Origin of the sequence: Streptomyces sp. NPDC058662 (genome assembly GCF_042716255.1) — a bacterium.
In the GTDB taxonomy this organism is placed as follows: domain Bacteria; phylum Actinomycetota; class Actinomycetes; order Streptomycetales; family Streptomycetaceae; genus Streptomyces.
The window spans coordinates 1-16,806 of record NZ_JBHXRU010000124.1; the positions used below are offsets into that span (position 1 = coordinate 1).

The window sequence follows — 16,806 nt, forward strand, 5'->3', positions numbered from 1 at the left end:
GTCGGTGCGCCGACGACGTGGGTGCTGTCGAACCACGACGTGGTGCGGCATGTGACCCGGTACGGGGGCGGCGCCCAGGGTCTGGCCCGGGCGCGGGCCGCGGCGCTGCTGATGCTGGCCCTGCCCGGGTCCGCGTACGTCTACCAGGGCGAGGAGCTCGGCCTCCCCGAGGTCCTCGACCTGCCCGACGAGGTACGCCAGGACCCCTCCTTCTTCAAGGAGAACGGCCAGGACGGGCTGCGCGACGGCTGCCGCGTCCCGCTGCCGTGGTCCGGCTCCGAGGCCCCGTACGGATTCGGCGCGGGCGGCAGCTGGCTCCCGCAGCCCGCGGAGTGGGCCGCGCTCACGGTGGAGGCCCAGAGCGGCGACCCGGCGTCCACGCTGGAGCTGTACCGCGCGGCCCTGCGCATCCGGCGCGAGCACGCGGCGCTGGGCGCGGGCGACGCCGTGCGGTGGCTGCCGGCGCCGGCCGGGGTACTGGCCTTCCGCCGCGGCGACTTCGCCTGCACGGTCAACACGACGGACGCGCCCGTGCGGCTGCCTGCGCCGGGACGGATCCTGCTGTCCAGCACCGAGATCCCGGACCCGGAGGTCCTGCCCGCCGACAGCGCGGTGTGGTGGCAGGTGTGACGTCCCCGCTCCGGCTGACGGACATCGCCGCGCAGGCCGAGGTCAGCGAGGCGACCGTCAGCCGTGTGCTCAACGGCAAGTCGGGGGTGGCGGCCGGCACCCGGCACAAGGTGCTGGCCGCCCTCGACCTGCTGGGCTACGAGCGTCCCGTACGGCTCAAGCGGCGCAGCAACGGGCTGGTCGGGCTGCTGATCCCGGAGCTCACCAACCCGATCTTCCCGGCGTTCGCGCAGGTCATAGAGCAGGCGCTGGCCGGGCACGGCTACACGCCCGTGCTCTGCACGCAGACGCCGGGCGGGGCCACCGAGGACGAGCTGGTGGAGCAGCTGGAGGAGCGGGGGGTCACCGGCATCGTGTTCCTGTCGGGCCTGCACGCGGACTCGGCCGCCGATCCCGCGCGCTACCAGCGACTGGCGGCGCGCGGGGTGCCGTTCGTGCTGATCAACGGCTTCAACGAGCGGATCAGCGCGCCCTTCGTGTCCCCGGACGACCGGGCGGCCGCGGAGATGGCCGTACGGCACCTGGAGGACCTCGGGCACCGCAGGATCGGGCTGGCGATCGGCCCGACGCGCTACGTGCCGTCGGCGCGCAAGGAGCAGGGCTTCGTCGCCGCGGTGCCGGACGCCGAGTCCGAAGGGCTGATCCAGCGCACGCTGTTCACGGTCGAGGGCGGCCACGCGGCGGGCATCGCCCTGCTGGACCGCGGCTGCACCGGCATCGTGTGCGGGAGCGACCCGATGGCGCTCGGCGTCATCCGCGCGGCGCGGGAACGGGGGCTGCGGGTCCCGGAGGACGTCTCGGTGGTCGGATTCGACGACTCGCCGCTGATCGCGTTCACGGACCCGCCGCTGACCACGGTGCGCCAGCCCGTACGGGCCATGGCGACGGCCGCGGTCGGCGCCCTGCTGGAGGCGGTCGGCGGCACCCCGGTCCAGCGCACGGAGTACGTCTTCCAGCCGGAACTGGTGGTGCGGGGCTCGACGGCGCAGGCGCCGTAGGGGGCCGGCCGAATTCCGCGGCCGGGTGATCCACGGGCCCGTCGCCTCCGACCTCCGGAGGCGGCGGGCCCGCTGCTGTGCGGGGTGCCGTGTCCGGTGTCTGCGAGTGCGCGCTGCTCTGCGGTCTGCGGTCTGCGGTCTGCGGTCTGCGGTCTGCGGTGTGCGGTCTGCGGTGTGCGCGATGAGGGGCTGCCGGGATGTCCGGCCTGTCCCGATGTGGCTGCCCCGGCCCGGGAGTTGGCGCCGTCCCGGGGCGCGCCGGGCGGGGACTCCTCGTGCGGCGTCGGCGGGAAACAATTCTGCAATCTCTTGCGCAAGCTCTTGCAACAGAACCGGCCACGCCTCTACGGTCGCCAACAATCCCCACCTCTTCCGCCAGGAGGCCCCCGCATGTCTGTCAGAGCCGCCAGACCCGCACGATCACCCCGCTCCGCCGCCGCACGGGCCGCTGTCGCGGGGGTGCTCGCCGCAGCCGCGCTCGGCGCCGTCACCGCCCAGTCCCCGCAGGCGTCCGCCGCGCCGCCCGGGGAGCGGGATGTCACCGCCGTGCTCTTCGAGTGGCGGTTCGCCTCGGTGGCCAAGGCGTGCACCGACAGCCTCGGGCCCGCCGGCTACGGCTACGTGCAGGTCTCACCGCCGCAGGAGCACATCCAGGGCCCGCAGTGGTGGACCTCGTACCAGCCCGTCAGCTACAGGATCGCCGGTCGGCTCGGCGACCGTACGGCCTTCAAGTCGATGATCGACACCTGTCACGCGGCGGGCGTCAAGGTCGTCGCCGACGCCGTCATCAACCACATGGCGGCCGGCGACGGCACGGGTACGGGCGGCAGTTCGTACACGAAGTACAACTACCCCGGCCTCTACTCCGGTTCCGACCTGGACGACTGCCGGGCGACGATCTCGAACTACCAGGACCGCGGCAACGTCCAGAACTGCGAGCTCGTCCAGCTCGCCGACCTGGACACCGGCGAGGAGTACGTGCGCGGCCGCATCGCCGCGTACCTCAACGACCTGCTCTCGCTCGGCGTCGACGGCTTCCGGATCGACGCCGCCAAGCACATGCCCGCCGCCGACCTCGCCAACATCAAGTCCCGGCTGACGAACCCCGCCGCCTACTGGAAGCAGGAGGCCATATTCGGCGCGGGCGAGGCCGTCTCGCCGAGCGAGTACCTGGGCACCGGCGACGTCCAGGAGTTCCGGTACGCCCGCGACCTCAAGCGGGTCTTCCAGAACGAGAACCTCGCCCACCTGAAGAACTTCGGCGAGGCCTGGGGCCACATGGCGGGCGGGAAGTCCGGCGTCTTCGTCGACAACCACGACACCGAGCGCGTGGGGGACACCCTCAGCTACAAGGACGGCTCCGCCTACACCCTCGCCAACGTCTTCATGCTGGCCTGGCCGTACGGTTCCCCGGACGTGCACTCCGGCTACGAGTGGACCGACAAGGACGCGGGCCCGCCCGCCGGCGGCACGGTGAACGCCTGCTACACCGAGGGCTGGAAGTGCCAGCACGCCTGGCGGGAGGTCGCCTCCATGGTGGGCCTGCGCAACGCGGCCCGCGGGCAAAGCGTCACCGACTGGTGGGACAACGGCGGCGACCGGATCGCCTTCGGCCGCGGCTCGAAGGCGTACGTGGCGATCAACCACGAGGGCTCGGCCCTGACCCGCACCTTCCAGACCTCACTCCCGGCCGGCGACTACTGCGACGTGCAGAGCGGCCGCACGGTGAACGTGGACTCCGGTGGCCGGTTCACCGCCACGGTCGGCGCCGGTAGCGCCCTCGCCCTGCACGTCAACGCCCGTACCTGCTCCGGGGGGACGACCCCGCCGCCCCCGACCGCGTCCGGTGCGTCCTTCGCCGTGAACGCCACCACCGCGCCCGGCCAGAACATCCACGTCGTCGGGGACCGCACCGAGCTCGGCGGCTGGAACACGGCGGCCGCCCCCAAGCTCGACCCCGCCTCCTACCCCGTGTGGAAGCTCGACATCGCCCTCCCCGCCGGCACGTCCTTCGCGTACAAGTACGTCCGCAAGGACGCCGCGGGGAACGTCACCTGGGAGAGCGGAGCCAACCGCACCGCCACCGTCCCCGCGAGCGGCAAGGTCACGCTGTCCGACACCTGGCGCAGCTGAACCGCCGCCCCGCAGACCAGGGCCGCCCGGCACACCGAACCCCGCCACCGCCGGGCGGCCCTCATCCACGCGACACGTAACCAAGGAGACTCGCCTTGATACGCCCTGCCGCAGGAGTCCTCGCCGCCGCCCTGGCCGTGACTCTCCTGCCCGCCCTCCCCGCCGCGGCCGCCGCGGCCCGGCCCCCCGCGCCGCCCTCGGACGCGAGACTGGCCGCCGAACCGGCCCGCCACGACCTGACCCGGGAGCAGTTCTACTTCGTCCTGCCCGACCGGTTCGCGAACGGCGACCCGGGCAACGACCGGGGCGGCCTGACCGGCACCCGGCTGGAGACCGGCCTGGACCCGACGGACAAGGGCTTCTACCAGGGCGGGGACCTCAAGGGCCTCACCGACCGGTTGGACTACATCAAGGGCCTGGGGACGACGGCCATCTGGATGGCGCCGATCTTCAAGAACCAGCCGGTGCAGGGCAAGGGGAACGACGTCTCGGCCGGCTACCACGGCTACTGGATCACCGACTTCACCCAGGTCGACCCGCACTTCGGGACCAACGCCGATCTGGAGCGGCTGATCGACAAGGCGCACGGGAAGGGGATGAAGGTCTTCTTCGACGTCATCACCAACCACACCGCCGACGTGGTCGACTACCGCGAGGCCTCGTACGGGTACCTCTCCAAGGGCGCCTTCCCGTACCTGACCAAGGACGGGGTGCCGTTCGACGACGCGGACTACGCCGACGGCGCCGCCGGGAAGCGGGACCGGCCGGGGAGCCCCGCGCCGAGGTTCCCCGGCACCGACACCGAGTCCTTCCCGCGCACGCCGTTCGTCCCGGCCGGCAAGGAGAAGGCCAAGGTCCCGTCCTGGCTCAACGACCCGGCGATGTACCACAACCGGGGCGACTCCACCTTCGCCGGCGAGTCCTCCGAGCAGGGTGACTTCTTCGGCCTCGACGACCTGTGGACCGAGCGTCCCGAAGTGGTCGAGGGAATGGAGAAGATCTACGAGAAGTGGGTCCGGGACTTCGACATCGACGGCTTCCGCATCGACACGGTCAAGCACGTCAACACCGGCTTCTGGACCCAGTGGGCGACGGCCCTCGACAAGTACGCCGCCCAGCGCGGCCGGGACGACTTCTTCATGTTCGGCGAGGTCTACTCCGCCGACACCGCCGTCACCTCCCCCTACGTGACGCGCGGACGGCTCGACGCCACCCTCGACTTCCCGCTCCAGGACGCGATCCGCGCGTACGCCTCCCAGGGCGCGGCGGCCGGCCGGCTCGCCTCGGTCCTCGGCGACGACTACCGGTACACCACCGACAAGGCCAACGCCTACGAGCAGGTGACCTTCCTCGGCAACCACGACATGGGCCGCTTCGGCACCTTCCTGAAGCAGGACCGGCCGGGCGCGGGCGAGGCGGAGCTGCTGGCCCGCTACCGGCTGGCCAACGAGCTGATGTTCTTCTCCCGGGGCAACCCGGTCGTCTACTCCGGTGACGAGCAGGGCTTCACCGGCGCGGGCGGCGACAAGGACTCCCGCCAGCCGCTCTTCGCCTCGCGCGCGGCCGACTACCTGGACGACGACCAGCTCGGCACCGACCGCACGCACGCGAGCGACGCCTACGATCCGGGACACCCGCTCTACCAGCAGATCAGTGCTCTCGCGAAGCTGTCCAAGGCCCACCCGGCGCTGCGCGACGGCGTCCAGAGCGAGCGCCTCGCCGACGGCACCGCCTACGCCTTCGCCCGTACGGACGCCCGCAGCCGCACCGAGTACCTCGTCGCCGCCAACAACGGCGGCCAGGCCCGGACCGTGGAGATCGACGCCCCCGCCGGCGCCCAGTACCGCACCCTGTACGGCGGCACCGCGCTGATCCGCGCCTCGGCGGCCGGCAAGCTCACCGTCAACCTCCCGGCCGTCGGCTCGGTCGTCCTCCAGGGCGTCGCCCCGCTCGCCGCGGCCGCCGTCAAGCCCGCCCTCACCCTGAAGGCCCCCGCCCCCGGCGCGGCCGGCACCGTCGAACTCTCCGCCGACGTCAGCGGCGGCGGCCTGAACCGGGTCGTCTTCGCCGCCCAGACCGGCACCGGCCCGTGGCAGGTGCTCGGCACCGCCGACCACGCGCCGTACAAGGTCACCCAGCACCTGAGCGTCCCGGCGGGCACCCCGCTGCGCTACAAGGCGGTCGTCGTCGACTCCGCCGGACGCACCGCGAGCGCCCTCGCCGACTCGGTCGCCGGGCAGCTCCCGCCCGTCGAGGCGCCCACCGCCACCCAGCGCGACTACGCGGTCGTCCACTACAACCGCCCCGACGGCGACTACACGGACTGGCGCCTCTACGCCTGGGGCGACATCGCCGAGGGCGAGGCGACCCCGTGGCCGCAGGGCCACGCCTTCACCGGCCGCGACGCCTACGGGGCCTTCGCCCACGTCAGGCTCAAGCCCGGCGCCTCCGCCGTCAACTACCTCGTCATCGACAAGGACGGCAACAAGGACGTCGCCACCGACCGCGTCCTCGACGTGACGAAGACCGGCGAGGTCTGGCTGGAGCAGGGCAAGGAGGCCGCCCGCACCGAGCGTCCCGCCTACCCGCCGCAGGACCAGGGCAAGGCCGTCCTGCACTACCAGCGCCCCGACGGCGCCTACGACGGCTGGGGCCTGCACGTGTGGACCGGCGCCGCGAACCCGACCGACTGGTCCAAGCCGGTCCTCCCGGCCCGCACCGACTCCTACGGCGCCGTGTACGAGGTGCCGCTCGCCGCCGGGGCCACCTCGCTCAGCTACATCCTGCACAAGGGCGACGAGAAGGACCTGCCCTCCGACCAGTCCCTGGACCTGAAGGCGACCGGCCACGAGGTGTGGATGCTGGGCGGCCGGGAGAAGTACCTCCTGCCGCAGCCCGCCGGCTCCGCCGCCGCGCTGGACCTCACCAAGGCCCACGCCGTGTGGATCGACCGCGACACGCTCGCCTGGAACGCCCCCGCCGCCGCTGCCTCCGTACAGCTCCTCGCCTCCCGCGAGGGCGCCGTCAAGGCGGCCGACGGCACCCTGACCGGGCAGGCCACCTGGCTCCGCCTGAACGCGGCGCAGCTCACGGACGCGCAGAAGCGCGCGTTCCCGCACCTGGCCGCCCACACCGCCTTCACCGTCGACCCCCGCGACCGCGACCGGGTCCGCGAGGCCCTGCGCGGCCAGCTCGTCGCCAGTGCCCGCGCCGCGAACGGGGCCGTCCTGGCCGCCACCGGCGTGCAGCTGGCCGGCGTACTGGACGACCTGTACGCGCCCGGGGCGCAGGCCGCCCCCCTCGGACCCGTCTTCAAGGACGGCCGCCCCACCCTGTCGGTGTGGGCGCCCACCGCCCAGCAGGTGGCCCTCGAACTCGACGGCCGCACCGTCGCCATGCGCCGTGACGACGCCACCGGCGTCTGGTCGGCGCGCGGTGAGCGCTCCTGGACCGGCAAGCCCTACCGCTACGCCGTCACCGTCTGGGCCCCGGCCGCCGGACAGGTGGTCCGCAACCTGGTCACCGACCCCTACTCCACGGCCCTGAGCACGGATTCCACCCACAGCCTCGCCGTGGACCTCGCCGACCCGAAGCTCGCGCCGCCCGGGTGGAAGGACCTGCGCAAGCCCGCGCCCGTGCCCTTCACCTCGGCGCAGATCCAGGAGCTGCACGTCCGCGACTTCTCGGTCGCGGACCGCACCAGCACCCACAAGGGCCAGTACCTGGCCTTCACCGAGTCCGGTTCGGCCGGCATGCGCCACCTGCGCGGCCTGGCGGCCGCCGGCACCTCGTACGTGCACCTGCTGCCCGTATTCGACATCGGTACGATCCCGGAGAAGCCCGCGGACCGCACCGAGCCCGCCTGCGATTTGAAGGTGTACGCGCCCGACTCCGCGGAGCAGCAGGCCTGCGTGGCGGCGGCCGCCGCCAAGGACGCCTACAACTGGGGCTACGACCCGCTGCACTACACCGTCCCCGAGGGCAGCTACGCCAGCGACCCGAACGGCACCGCCCGCACCGTCGAGTTCCGCAGGATGGTCCAGTCCCTGAACGGCGCCGGACTGCGCACGGTGATGGACGTGGTCTACAACCACACCGTCGCCGCCGGGCAGTCGGACAAGTCGGTGCTCGACCGGATCGTTCCCGGCTACTACCAGCGGCTGCTCGCCGACGGCAGTGTCGCCACCTCCACCTGCTGCGCCAACACGGCCCCCGAGAACGCCATGATGGGCCGACTCGTCGTGGACTCCGTCGTCACCTGGGCCAAGGAGTACAAGGTCGACGGCTTCCGCTTCGACCTGATGGGCCACCACCCGAAGGCCAACATCCTGGCCGTCCGTGCCGCGCTCGACGCCCTGACGCCCGCGAAGGACGGCGTGGACGGCAAGAAGATCGTGCTCTACGGGGAGGGCTGGAACTTCGGCGAGATCGCCGACGACGCCCGCTTCGTCCAGGCCAGTCAGAAGAACATGGCCGGAACCGGCATCGCCACCTTCTCCGACCGGGCGCGCGACGCGGTCCGCGGCGGCGGCCCCTTCGACGAGGACCCGCGCGTGCAGGGCTTCGCGTCCGGCCTGTTCACCGAGCCGAACGGCTCCCCGGCCAACGGCACCCCGGCCGAGCAGCGGGCACGCCTGCTGCACGCCCAGGACCTGATCAAGGTCGGCCTGTCCGGGAACCTGGCCTCCTACACCTTCACCGACACCACCGGACGCCGCGTCAAGGGCTCCGAGGTCGACTACAACGGCGCCCCGGCCGGCTACGCGGCCGCCCCCGGAGACGCCCTCGCCTACGCGGACGCCCATGACAACGAGACCCTCGCGGACGCCCTGACGTACAAGCTCCCGCCCGCCACCGCCCCCGGCGACCGGGCCCGCATGCAGGTACTGGCCATGGCCACGGCCGCTCTCTCCCAGGGGCCGGCCCTCTCCCAGGCGGGCACCGACCTGCTGCGCTCCAAGTCCCTGGACCGCAACTCCTACGACAGCGGCGACTGGTTCAACGCCATCCAGTGGGACTGCCGGGACGGGAACGGCTTCGGCCGGGGCCTTCCCCCGGCGGCCGACAACGCCCCCAAGTGGCCCTACGCGAAGCCCCTGCTGACCGGACCGGCCCCCGGCTGCGCCGAGATCGGCGCGACCTCGGCCGCCTACCGCGACCTGCTCAGGATCCGCACGACGGAAAAGTCCTTCGGACTGACCACGGCGGACGCCGTCCAGCGCAAGCTGTCCTTCCCCCTGTCGGGCGAGGGCGAGACCCCGGGCGTGATCACCATGGTCCTGGGCGACCTGGTCGTGGTCTTCAACGCCACCCCCGCCGACCAGCCGCAGCGCGTGCCGTCCCTGGCCGGCACCGCCTACGCGCTGCACCCGGTGCAGGCGGCCGGATCCGACGCCGCGGTCAAGCGGTCCTCCTACGACACCGCGACGGGAGAGTTCACCACCCCGGCCCGCACCGTGGCGGTCTTCACACGACGCTGAGCCGGTCCAGCCGCTTCTCCAGCAGGATCACCCCGTAGATCCTGCCGTCCGCTCCCTCCTTGTGGGGGAACTCCCCGACCACCCGGTAGCCCGCACCGCGGTAGTACGCGAGCAACCGGGGGTTGGTGGAGACGCAGTCCAGCCGCGCCCGCTCGCGGCCGGTCCCGGCGATCCGCCGCTCGGCGTGTTCGAGCATGCGCCGGCCGGTCCCGGCGGGCGCGGCCTCGCGTTCCACCATCAGCCGGTGCACGTAGCCCGCCACCGGCGGCTGGACGCCCCAGGCCTCCTCGTCGGACCACCACAGCTCGTACGCGCCGCAGACGCGGCCGTCGGCGTCGCCGGCGAGCCAGACCTCCCCGTCGCGCATCCGCGCCAGGAAGTGAACGGCGTCCTTCTCGCCCGGCTTCCACTGCTCGATCCCGTGCGCCAGCATCCACCGGGCGGCCCGGTCGTGCAGCAGCACCAGGGTCTTGGTGTCCTTCTCCTGGGCCCGCCGGAACACGATGCCGTCGTCAATGATCACGCGGGCATTATCGCCGCAACCGCGATCACCGGGGGCCGGGCACCTCGTGCGGGATCAACCCGCCCAGCCGCCCCACGAGTTCCCCGAACGGCCCGTCGGCCGGCTCTCCGGCCAGGATCCGTACGAGGATCCCCGCCATCTCCGCGTCGTACGCGGCGCTCACGGCGGCCAGCGCGGCGAAGTCGTGCACCAGCTGCAACTCCAGCTCGGCCCGCGGGATCCGGCGCCCGTCCAGCCAGATCAGCGCCGTGGACTCGGCGAGCGACACCCAGGAACGCACGACGAGTTCGAGCCGCGCGGGCGGCTCCTCGATGCCCAGGTGCGTCAGGATCTGCTCGTACGCCGCCTGCCGGACCTCGTCGATCATGGCGTTGGCCCGGCTGCTCCCGACCGCCGGACCGCCGCGCATGAGCGCCGAGAAGCCCGGCCCGTGGTCGTCGACGAAGGCGAAGAACCGCCCCATCACCCGCAGCAGCCGCGCCCCCAGCGGTCCCTCCCGGGGCTCCACGAACCGCTGCGCCAGCTCGTCGGCCGCCCGCCGCAGCGCCGCCTCGTACAGGCTCAGCTTGCCGGGGAAGTAGTGGTAGACGAGCGGTCGCGATATGCCCGCGGCCGCCGCGATCTCGTCGATCGACACATCGTCGGGAGAGCGGTGGCTGAACAGTTCGAGGGCCACCCCGATCAGCTGCTGCCGCCGCTCCTCGACACCCATCCTGCGCCGCACTCCGGTTGTCATGCGGACACCCTACTTCGAGCCACCCGGTGCCCCACCAGGGCTCCGCGGGCACCGGTCCGGGCGGGGGTCCGGGCGCTCAGAGGTCCAGGACCAGGCGGCCGTCCCCGGCGCGGGAGACGCACAGCAGCATGGAGTCCGCGCGCTCGGCGTCCGTCAGGAGCTCGTCGCGGTGGTCCACCTCGCCCGCCAGCACCCGGTGTTGGCAGGTGCCGCAGAAGCCCTGCTCGCAGGAGTAGGGGGTGGCGGGCAGTTCCCGGCGGACCGCCGCCAGGACGCTCTCGTCCGCGCCGCCCTCCACCGTGCGCCCCGAGCGGCGCAGTTCGACGGTGAAGGCCCGCGCCGGGCCGGACGCCGCGGGGGCGAAGCGCTCCAGCCTCACCGATTCCGGATCGGGGACGGCCGCCGTGACGGCCCGCATCAGAGGCTCCGGACCGCAGCAGTAGACGAGGGTGCCGGGCCCCGTCGCGGCGAGCGCGCTCAGATCCGGGAGGCCCACCTCGTCCTGCGGGAGGACGGTGACCCGCTCGCCGTACGCGGCCAGTTCGGCGAGGAAGGGCATCGAGGCGCGCGAGCGGCCCCCGTACAGGAGGGTCCAGTCGGCGCCCGCCGCCTCGGCCGCCCGGAGCATCGGCAGCAGCGGGGTGATGCCGATGCCGCCCGCGACGAACACGTACGAGGCGGCCGGCAGGAGGGGGAACCGGTTGCGCGGCGGGCGCAGTTCCAGCTCCGTGCCCACCACGAGCCGGGCGTGCGCCTCGCGGGAGCCGCCCCGGCCGTCCTCGACCAGCCGGATCGCGATGGTGTACGCGCCGCCGTCCGCGGGGTCGCCGCACAGGGAGTACTGGCGCACCAGTCCCGAGGGCAGGGTGACGTCCAGGTGCGCGCCGGGCGTCCAGGGCGGCAGGCCGGGGGCTTCGAGCGTCAGCCGCAGAACGCCCTCGACCGGCTCCGTGCGGTGGGTGATCCGGGCCCGCAGCGGGCGGCGCGGGGAGTGGCCGGAAACCGGCCGCTCCAGCGCGGGCAGCGGCCACAGCGGGGACCCCGCGATGCGGCGGCGCAGGGCGCGCCGGGCCGCCCACGCGGCGCCCGCCACCGCCGTGGCGGCCAGGGCGCGCCTCATGAGCGCGCACCGCCGTTCGCGCCGGGGGAGGTGGCGAGGTAGGCCGCGGCCTGGGCCGTCGAGCCCTCCTGCGAGGGGTGGTAGGTGCGGGAGAGGTAGGTGGGGACGGACTTCAGCATCGCGCCGGCGGTGGGGAGCACACCGCGCCGGCCGGCCCGGAGGAACTGCCCGACGGAGGCTCTGCCGTCCGGCAGGTGTGGGTCGTTCTCCATGAAGAAGCGCACGCCGCGCTGCCAGAGGAAGACCAGCGCCGCGAAGGCGGTCGCCCACGTGCGGGCCCGGCGGCGGTAGTTTCCGTCCACGTGCATGAACAGGTCGAAGGCCACGGAGCGGTGCTCGACCTCCTCCGCCCCGTGCCAGCGCAGCAGGTCCAGCATGGTGGGGTCGGCGCCGCGCCGGTCGAGCTCGCCGGCGTTCAGCACCCAGTCGCCGAGGAAGGCGGTGTAGTGCTCGATGGCGGCGATCATCGCGACCCGCTCCATCAGCCACCAGCGCCGGGCCCGCCCGGGCGGCAGCGTCCGGTCGCCGAGGAGCTTCTCGAAGAGCCAGTCGACCTGGGCCGTGTACGGGGTCGGGTCCAGGCCCAGCCGCTTGAGGTGGGGCAGCACGTCGTCGTGGGCGGCGGCGTGCATGGCCTCCTGGCCTATGAAGCCGAGGACGTCCGCGCGCAGCCGCTCGTCCTCGATGTACGGGAGCACCTGCTTGTAGACGTGCACGAACCAGCGCTCACCTGCGGGCAGCAGCAGGTGCAGCACATTGATCATGTGCCCCGCGAAGGGCTCCCCGGGCAGCCAGTGGAGCGGGGTGTCCTCCCATGCGAAGGACACCTTCCGGGGGGCGAGGTCCACGTGTTCCGACGCCACGGGGGCGGGCGCGGGCGGCGTATTAGACATGGCGTCAATGTACTGATGGGTAGGAGTCAGGTGAACCCCTCTGCACCCACTTCCCGCACCGGCTTCCCGCACCGGCTTCCGCGCCCGCCGCGGTGGAGTCCTCAGCGCAGGACGCCCGCCTTCGTGCCGTCCGTCAGCTTGCCCGACAGCTCGACCTCGGCGCCCGCCGGGGCCTTGACCGCCAGGCGGTTGCCGTTCGCGCTGCCGTTGACGCCGCCGCCCGACACCGACAGCGAGGCGAACTGCGCGCTGCCCGCCGCGAGGACGTACCACTGGCCCGCGCGGGACTTCCACAGCACGCCCGCCAGCACCCGCGGCTCCCGGGGCCCGCACGCCACCGAACCCTCCGACTTGGCGGCCTGCGCCGCGAGCGGGGCACCCGGGGCCAGGAACTGCGCCTGCACCCGGTCCGCCGTGCCCTGCCAGGTCTCGGCCCGGGTGCAGAGCCAGGCCGCCGTGCCGTCGCCCTCCGGCAGCGGCTGCTTGGCGTACGTCCAGGCGTTGACCGTACGGACGCCGTGCGAGCGGACCGAGGGCAGCAGGCAGACGATCCTCGCCCAGTCCCCGAACTCGGCGGCCTCCGTCACATCGCGCTCGGCGCCGGGCGCCCCCGACGTCAGCCGGGCCGGCGTCAGCTCACCGAGGTCGGTGACCAGGCGGGCCCCGCCGTCCCCGGTCAGGGACAGGGCGTTCCAGCTGGTGCAGCTGCCGCCCGGGGCGGGGCTCTCGAACGGCGGGGTGACCCCGTCGGAGGTCAGCCTGAGCGCCGCCGGGGCCCCGGCCGGCTTGAGCAGGTCCCGCAGGGCGACCCCGGTGACCCAGGGCGCGGCGAGGTAGCGGACGTTGCCGTCGACCCGGCTGAGGACCAACCCGGTCGCGGTGGCCGCCGAGGCCCCGTCGGTCCGGGCGAAGTCGAGGGCGGCGCCGGCCGTCCCGTCGCGCGGCTCGGCGTACCGCACCACGCGCAGACCGTCGTACAGCAGGACCACGACGGCCTGGTCGACGGTGCCCGCGTAGAGCAGCTGCGCCGGCCCCATCGGCGGCCCGGTCGGGGTCCCGGGAGTGGCCGACACCACGACGCCGGAGCCGGGCCGGGCCCATACGGCGAGCGCCCGGCGCAGCAGGTCCGCGTCGTCCGCGCGGTCGCCGCGCGCGGGCCAGGCGGAGAAGTCGGTACGGGAGGAGGTGCTCCACCGCGAGGCCGCGGCCCGCACCAGCCGGGCCGGGTCCAGGGCCTGTTCGGCCGCGGCGTTGCGCGCGTACGGGGGAGCGGCGGCTCCGTCCGCGCCCCAGCCCCCGCCGGGGAGCGCGAGCAGCGCCCCGCACACGGCGAGCGCGGCCCCGGCGGCCAGCGCGGCCCGGACGAGGCGCCGGCGCCGCAGCAGGTCGGTGGGCCGTGCCTGGAGCACGCACGGGTCGAACTCGGAGGAGGTGAACAGGGTGTCGTGCGCCGGGTCCCCGGACTCCGCGACGGCGGCGGCCGGGTCCGCGACCCCGGCCTCGGTGAGCACCCGGATCACCTCCGGTTCCGACAGCCGCTCCAGGGCCCGCAGCACGCACGCGGCGCGCCCCGGCCCGCCGAGGGTGGCCAGCCACTGGTCGAGGGCCAGTTCCTCGGCTCCGCCGGAGCGCGGGAACAGCCGCAGCCCCCAGGCCTGGGGCAGCGCCGGGGGCAGCTGCGCGCGCCGGGGCATCGCGCGGAAGGTCAGCGGGAGCCCGGCCTCCAGGGCGGAGCGCAGGACACGGAGCCGGACGTAGGCGTACCCCGGGCCGCCCACGTCGTCACCGCGCTGGCCGGGGACCCCGCCCCGGACGGTCGCCGCGGCGTCCCGCCGTCCGCGCGGCAGGGCCCGCTGGGCCAGCGAATGGGCGGTCAGCACCCGTCGGTGACGGCCGAGGGCGGGCGGCAGCACCAGGTAGGCGAGCCGCACCAGCCGCGGGTAGTGCTCGACGATGGCGGCCTCGGCCTGCTCGACGTCGGGAAGCAGGGGGCGGGTGGCGGTATCCGGCGCAGTCACGTTCAGCAGAACGAGCGAATCGTCGGATGGTCACCCGCCCCCAGCGCACACGTTCGGGCCGATCCGTGCGGGACCGCGCGGGGCCGAGGCCTGCGCGCCGTCGCGGCGGGAGGCCCGTGCCGGAGCCGGGACCGCACGCCCGCCGGGGTCAGACCACCAGGCGGGCGCGCAGCGCCTCGACCGTCTCGTCCGGGACGCCCAGCCCCTCGCGCACGTACTTCTCCATGGAGCCGTAGCGGGTCTCGACCTCGTCCAGCGCGGCCCGCAGGTACTCCGGGAAGACGCCGATCAGCGCGAGCGCGATCTCCGGGTCGCCGCCGGCCACCGTGAAACCCTCGATCATCGGAGCGAAGGCCTGCCTGACCGCCGGATTGACGGAGAGGTACTCGGCCATCAGGGTCTCGTCGTCCGCGCCGAGCAGCGACAGGATGACCGTCGCGCCCCACCCCGTACGGTCCTTGCCGGCCGTGCAGTGGAAGAGCAGCGGGCCCCCCTGCGGGTCGGCGGCCTCGGTGAGCAGCAGCCGGAACGCGGCCTGCGCCGAGCCGGAGCTCACGAAAGAGCGGTAGACCTGGCCGAACAGGGCCTGGGCCCTGCCGCCGCCCAGCTGCTCCTCGGCGACCACCGGGTCGGCCAGCAGGTCCTTGAGCTGGGCCGCGGCGGGCATGCTGCCGGCGCGCACCCGGTCCGCGAACACGTCGCCCACCAGGCCCCGGGCCCCGGCCGGAAGCCGGTCGGGGTGGTCGGTGCGCTCGGCCTCACTGCGGAAGTCGATGACGGTGCGCAGGCCCAGCGCGGACACCACCGGGTCGGCCTCCGGGTCGAGCCGGTCGAGCTGCCCCGAGCGCAGCACCAGCCCGGACCGGACGCTGCGGCCGCCCGGAAGCGGGGTGCCGCCGAGGTCGCGGAGGTTGGCGACGGTGGTGGAGGGGAGGGCGGTCATCGTGGCTGCTCCAGCGGTGTGGTCACTCGTAGCATCAGGCGTTTGATCCAATTTTCCGGCGGTTCGCTCCGGAAAGGCAATCGGCGGCCAGCGCGACCCCGACGCCGATGGCGAGCGCGGCCAGGTGTCCGGCGTCGGTGAAGGTCCGCCCGCGCTTGACCACGGGCGCGGCGGCCAGGGTGAGCAGGACCGCCCGGGCGGCGGTGCGCGCGGTACCGCGCGGCAGGGCCGAGGTCAGTGCGCCGAGCACGGCGTTGAAGCCGTAGCTGGTCCCCACGTCCAGGGCCCGCCGGACGCGCGCATCGGTCGTCCTGCGCAGTGCGCCGTACACGAGGAGCGTCGCCGTGGCGTGCCCGAACAGGAACACCGCCGCCGTCCACCAGGCGCCGTACGCGTACTCGGCGTACCCGAGGACCGCGACGAGCAGCAGCGCGTACGGAAGCGGCATGGGTTCCTCGACGACGAAGGCGCTGCTCAGCAGCGTCCCCCAGCGCCCGGCGGCGAGGTTGTCGACATTCGTCGAGCAGTCGCGGAGCAGTTCCTCGCGGTCCGCCGCCGCCATGCGCTCCAGGGCGTGCGCCCCGATCTGCACCCCGCCGGCGTACACCGCGCCCAGTGGAATTGGATTCACCAGCCCATGATCGGATACGGCCCTCTGGCGGGCACCACCGGGCTCCGTGCGAACATGTCCCGGCCATGACCGACAACCCCGCGCCGATGCGCGCCGCACGGGCCGCGACCTTCGCGGCGATGTGCGTCGCTCTGGGCGCGGCGGGGCATTCGTACATGTCCGGGACGGATATTCCGCTCCTCGGCCTTCTGGGTGCCTTCGGGCTGACCGGCTCGCTCGCCTGGCTCGCCGCCGGACGCCGGTGCGGCCCGGTGGGGATCACCGCCACTCTGCTCGCCGTGCAAGGGGTGCTGCACCTCGTCTTCTCCGGCAGCCAGGCCGCGGGGCCGTCGTCGGGGGCCGCGCCCGCACACCACCACCACGCGACGGCAGCGGCGGCCGCCGCCGTCGGGGAGATGGCCGGGATGGGCGAGCCGGCCGCCGCGGTCGGCCACGGCGGAGCCGCCATGATCGCCGCGCACGTGCTCGCCGGCCTGTTCTGCGCCGTCTGGCTGGCGCGGGGCGAGGCCGCCGTCTTCCGGCTGGTCCGGGCCCTGCGCTCCGCCGCGGTGCACGCCGCCGGGCCCCTCTCCCGCGCGTTCCTGCTGCTGCGGGCGCGGACGGCTCCCGAACCGGCACCCCCGGCCGCGCCGTCGCGGCGCCCCCGCCGCGCCCGTCCGCGCCGGCTGCGCGGGGCCGTGCACGCCCACGCCGTGGTGCGC

12 protein-coding genes are annotated in these 16,806 nt (G+C 74.0%); 5 read left to right on the plus strand and 7 right to left on the minus strand.

Going from position 1 to position 16,806, the window contains the following annotated elements; genetic code table 11:
- From ACFWUQ_RS28220 to pulA, 4 genes are all read left to right on the plus strand, one after another.
- On the plus strand, positions 1-630 hold a 630-nt coding region (locus ACFWUQ_RS28220), incomplete at its 5' end, for a DUF3459 domain-containing protein (RefSeq protein ID WP_384543627.1).
- Entirely contained in the window at positions 618-1,628 is a 1,011-nt protein-coding gene (locus tag ACFWUQ_RS28225; protein WP_384543629.1) for a LacI family DNA-binding transcriptional regulator, read from the plus strand. The genes ACFWUQ_RS28220 and ACFWUQ_RS28225, both read left to right, overlap by 13 nt.
- A gap of 390 nt (positions 1,629-2,018) precedes the next feature.
- The gene (locus ACFWUQ_RS28230) at positions 2,019-3,761 is read left to right on the plus strand and encodes a carbohydrate-binding module family 20 domain-containing protein (RefSeq protein WP_384543631.1); all 1,743 of its coding nucleotides are present in this window, start codon (positions 2,019-2,021) and stop codon (positions 3,759-3,761) included.
- Between the two features lie 95 nt (positions 3,762-3,856).
- Positions 3,857-9,241 carry a pullulanase-type alpha-1,6-glucosidase gene (gene pulA, locus ACFWUQ_RS28235; protein ID WP_384543633.1) on the plus strand — a complete coding sequence of 1,795 codons (5,385 nt, stop codon included), beginning with the start codon at positions 3,857-3,859 and terminating at the stop codon, positions 9,239-9,241.
- Here the strand turns inward: pulA and ACFWUQ_RS28240 are convergent.
- The 7 genes from ACFWUQ_RS28240 to ACFWUQ_RS28270 all read right to left on the minus strand — a co-directional run bounded on the left by ACFWUQ_RS28240 (position 9,228) and on the right by ACFWUQ_RS28270 (position 16,105).
- Complete coding sequence (locus tag ACFWUQ_RS28240) at positions 9,228-9,764, minus strand: GNAT family N-acetyltransferase (protein ID WP_384543636.1); 537 nt, start codon at positions 9,762-9,764, stop codon at positions 9,228-9,230. The genes pulA and ACFWUQ_RS28240 overlap by 14 nt on opposite strands.
- A 25-nt stretch (positions 9,765-9,789) precedes the next feature.
- The gene (locus ACFWUQ_RS28245; RefSeq protein ID WP_384543638.1) at positions 9,790-10,500 is read right to left on the minus strand and encodes a TetR/AcrR family transcriptional regulator; all 711 of its coding nucleotides are present in this window, start codon (positions 10,498-10,500) and stop codon (positions 9,790-9,792) included.
- Between the two features lie 76 nt (positions 10,501-10,576).
- A complete protein-coding gene (locus ACFWUQ_RS28250) occupies positions 10,577-11,620 on the minus strand; it encodes a PDR/VanB family oxidoreductase (protein WP_384543640.1) in 1,044 nt (347 codons plus the stop codon).
- Positions 11,617-12,513, minus strand: a complete 897-nt coding sequence (locus ACFWUQ_RS28255) for a metal-dependent hydrolase (RefSeq protein ID WP_384543642.1) — start codon at positions 12,511-12,513, stop codon at positions 11,617-11,619. Before ACFWUQ_RS28255 ends, ACFWUQ_RS28250 begins: the two co-directional genes overlap by 4 nt.
- A 101-nt stretch (positions 12,514-12,614) precedes the next feature.
- Positions 12,615-14,540 (minus strand): hypothetical protein, encoded by a 1,926-nt coding sequence (locus ACFWUQ_RS28260; protein ID WP_384543650.1) that lies wholly within the window; start codon positions 14,538-14,540, stop codon positions 12,615-12,617.
- A 139-nt stretch (positions 14,541-14,679) separates the two neighbouring features.
- The gene (locus tag ACFWUQ_RS28265) at positions 14,680-15,474 is read right to left on the minus strand and encodes a tyrosine-protein phosphatase (RefSeq protein WP_384543644.1); all 795 of its coding nucleotides are present in this window, start codon (positions 15,472-15,474) and stop codon (positions 14,680-14,682) included.
- Positions 15,475-15,508: 34 nt separating this feature from the next.
- A complete protein-coding gene (locus ACFWUQ_RS28270) occupies positions 15,509-16,105 on the minus strand; it encodes a rhomboid-like protein (RefSeq protein ID WP_384543646.1) in 597 nt (198 codons plus the stop codon).
- 65 nt (positions 16,106-16,170) lie between these two features.
- Between ACFWUQ_RS28270 and ACFWUQ_RS28275 the strand changes: the two genes are divergently transcribed.
- Positions 16,171-16,806: hypothetical protein (locus ACFWUQ_RS28275; protein ID WP_384543648.1), on the plus strand; the 636-nt coding region annotated here is incomplete at its 3' end.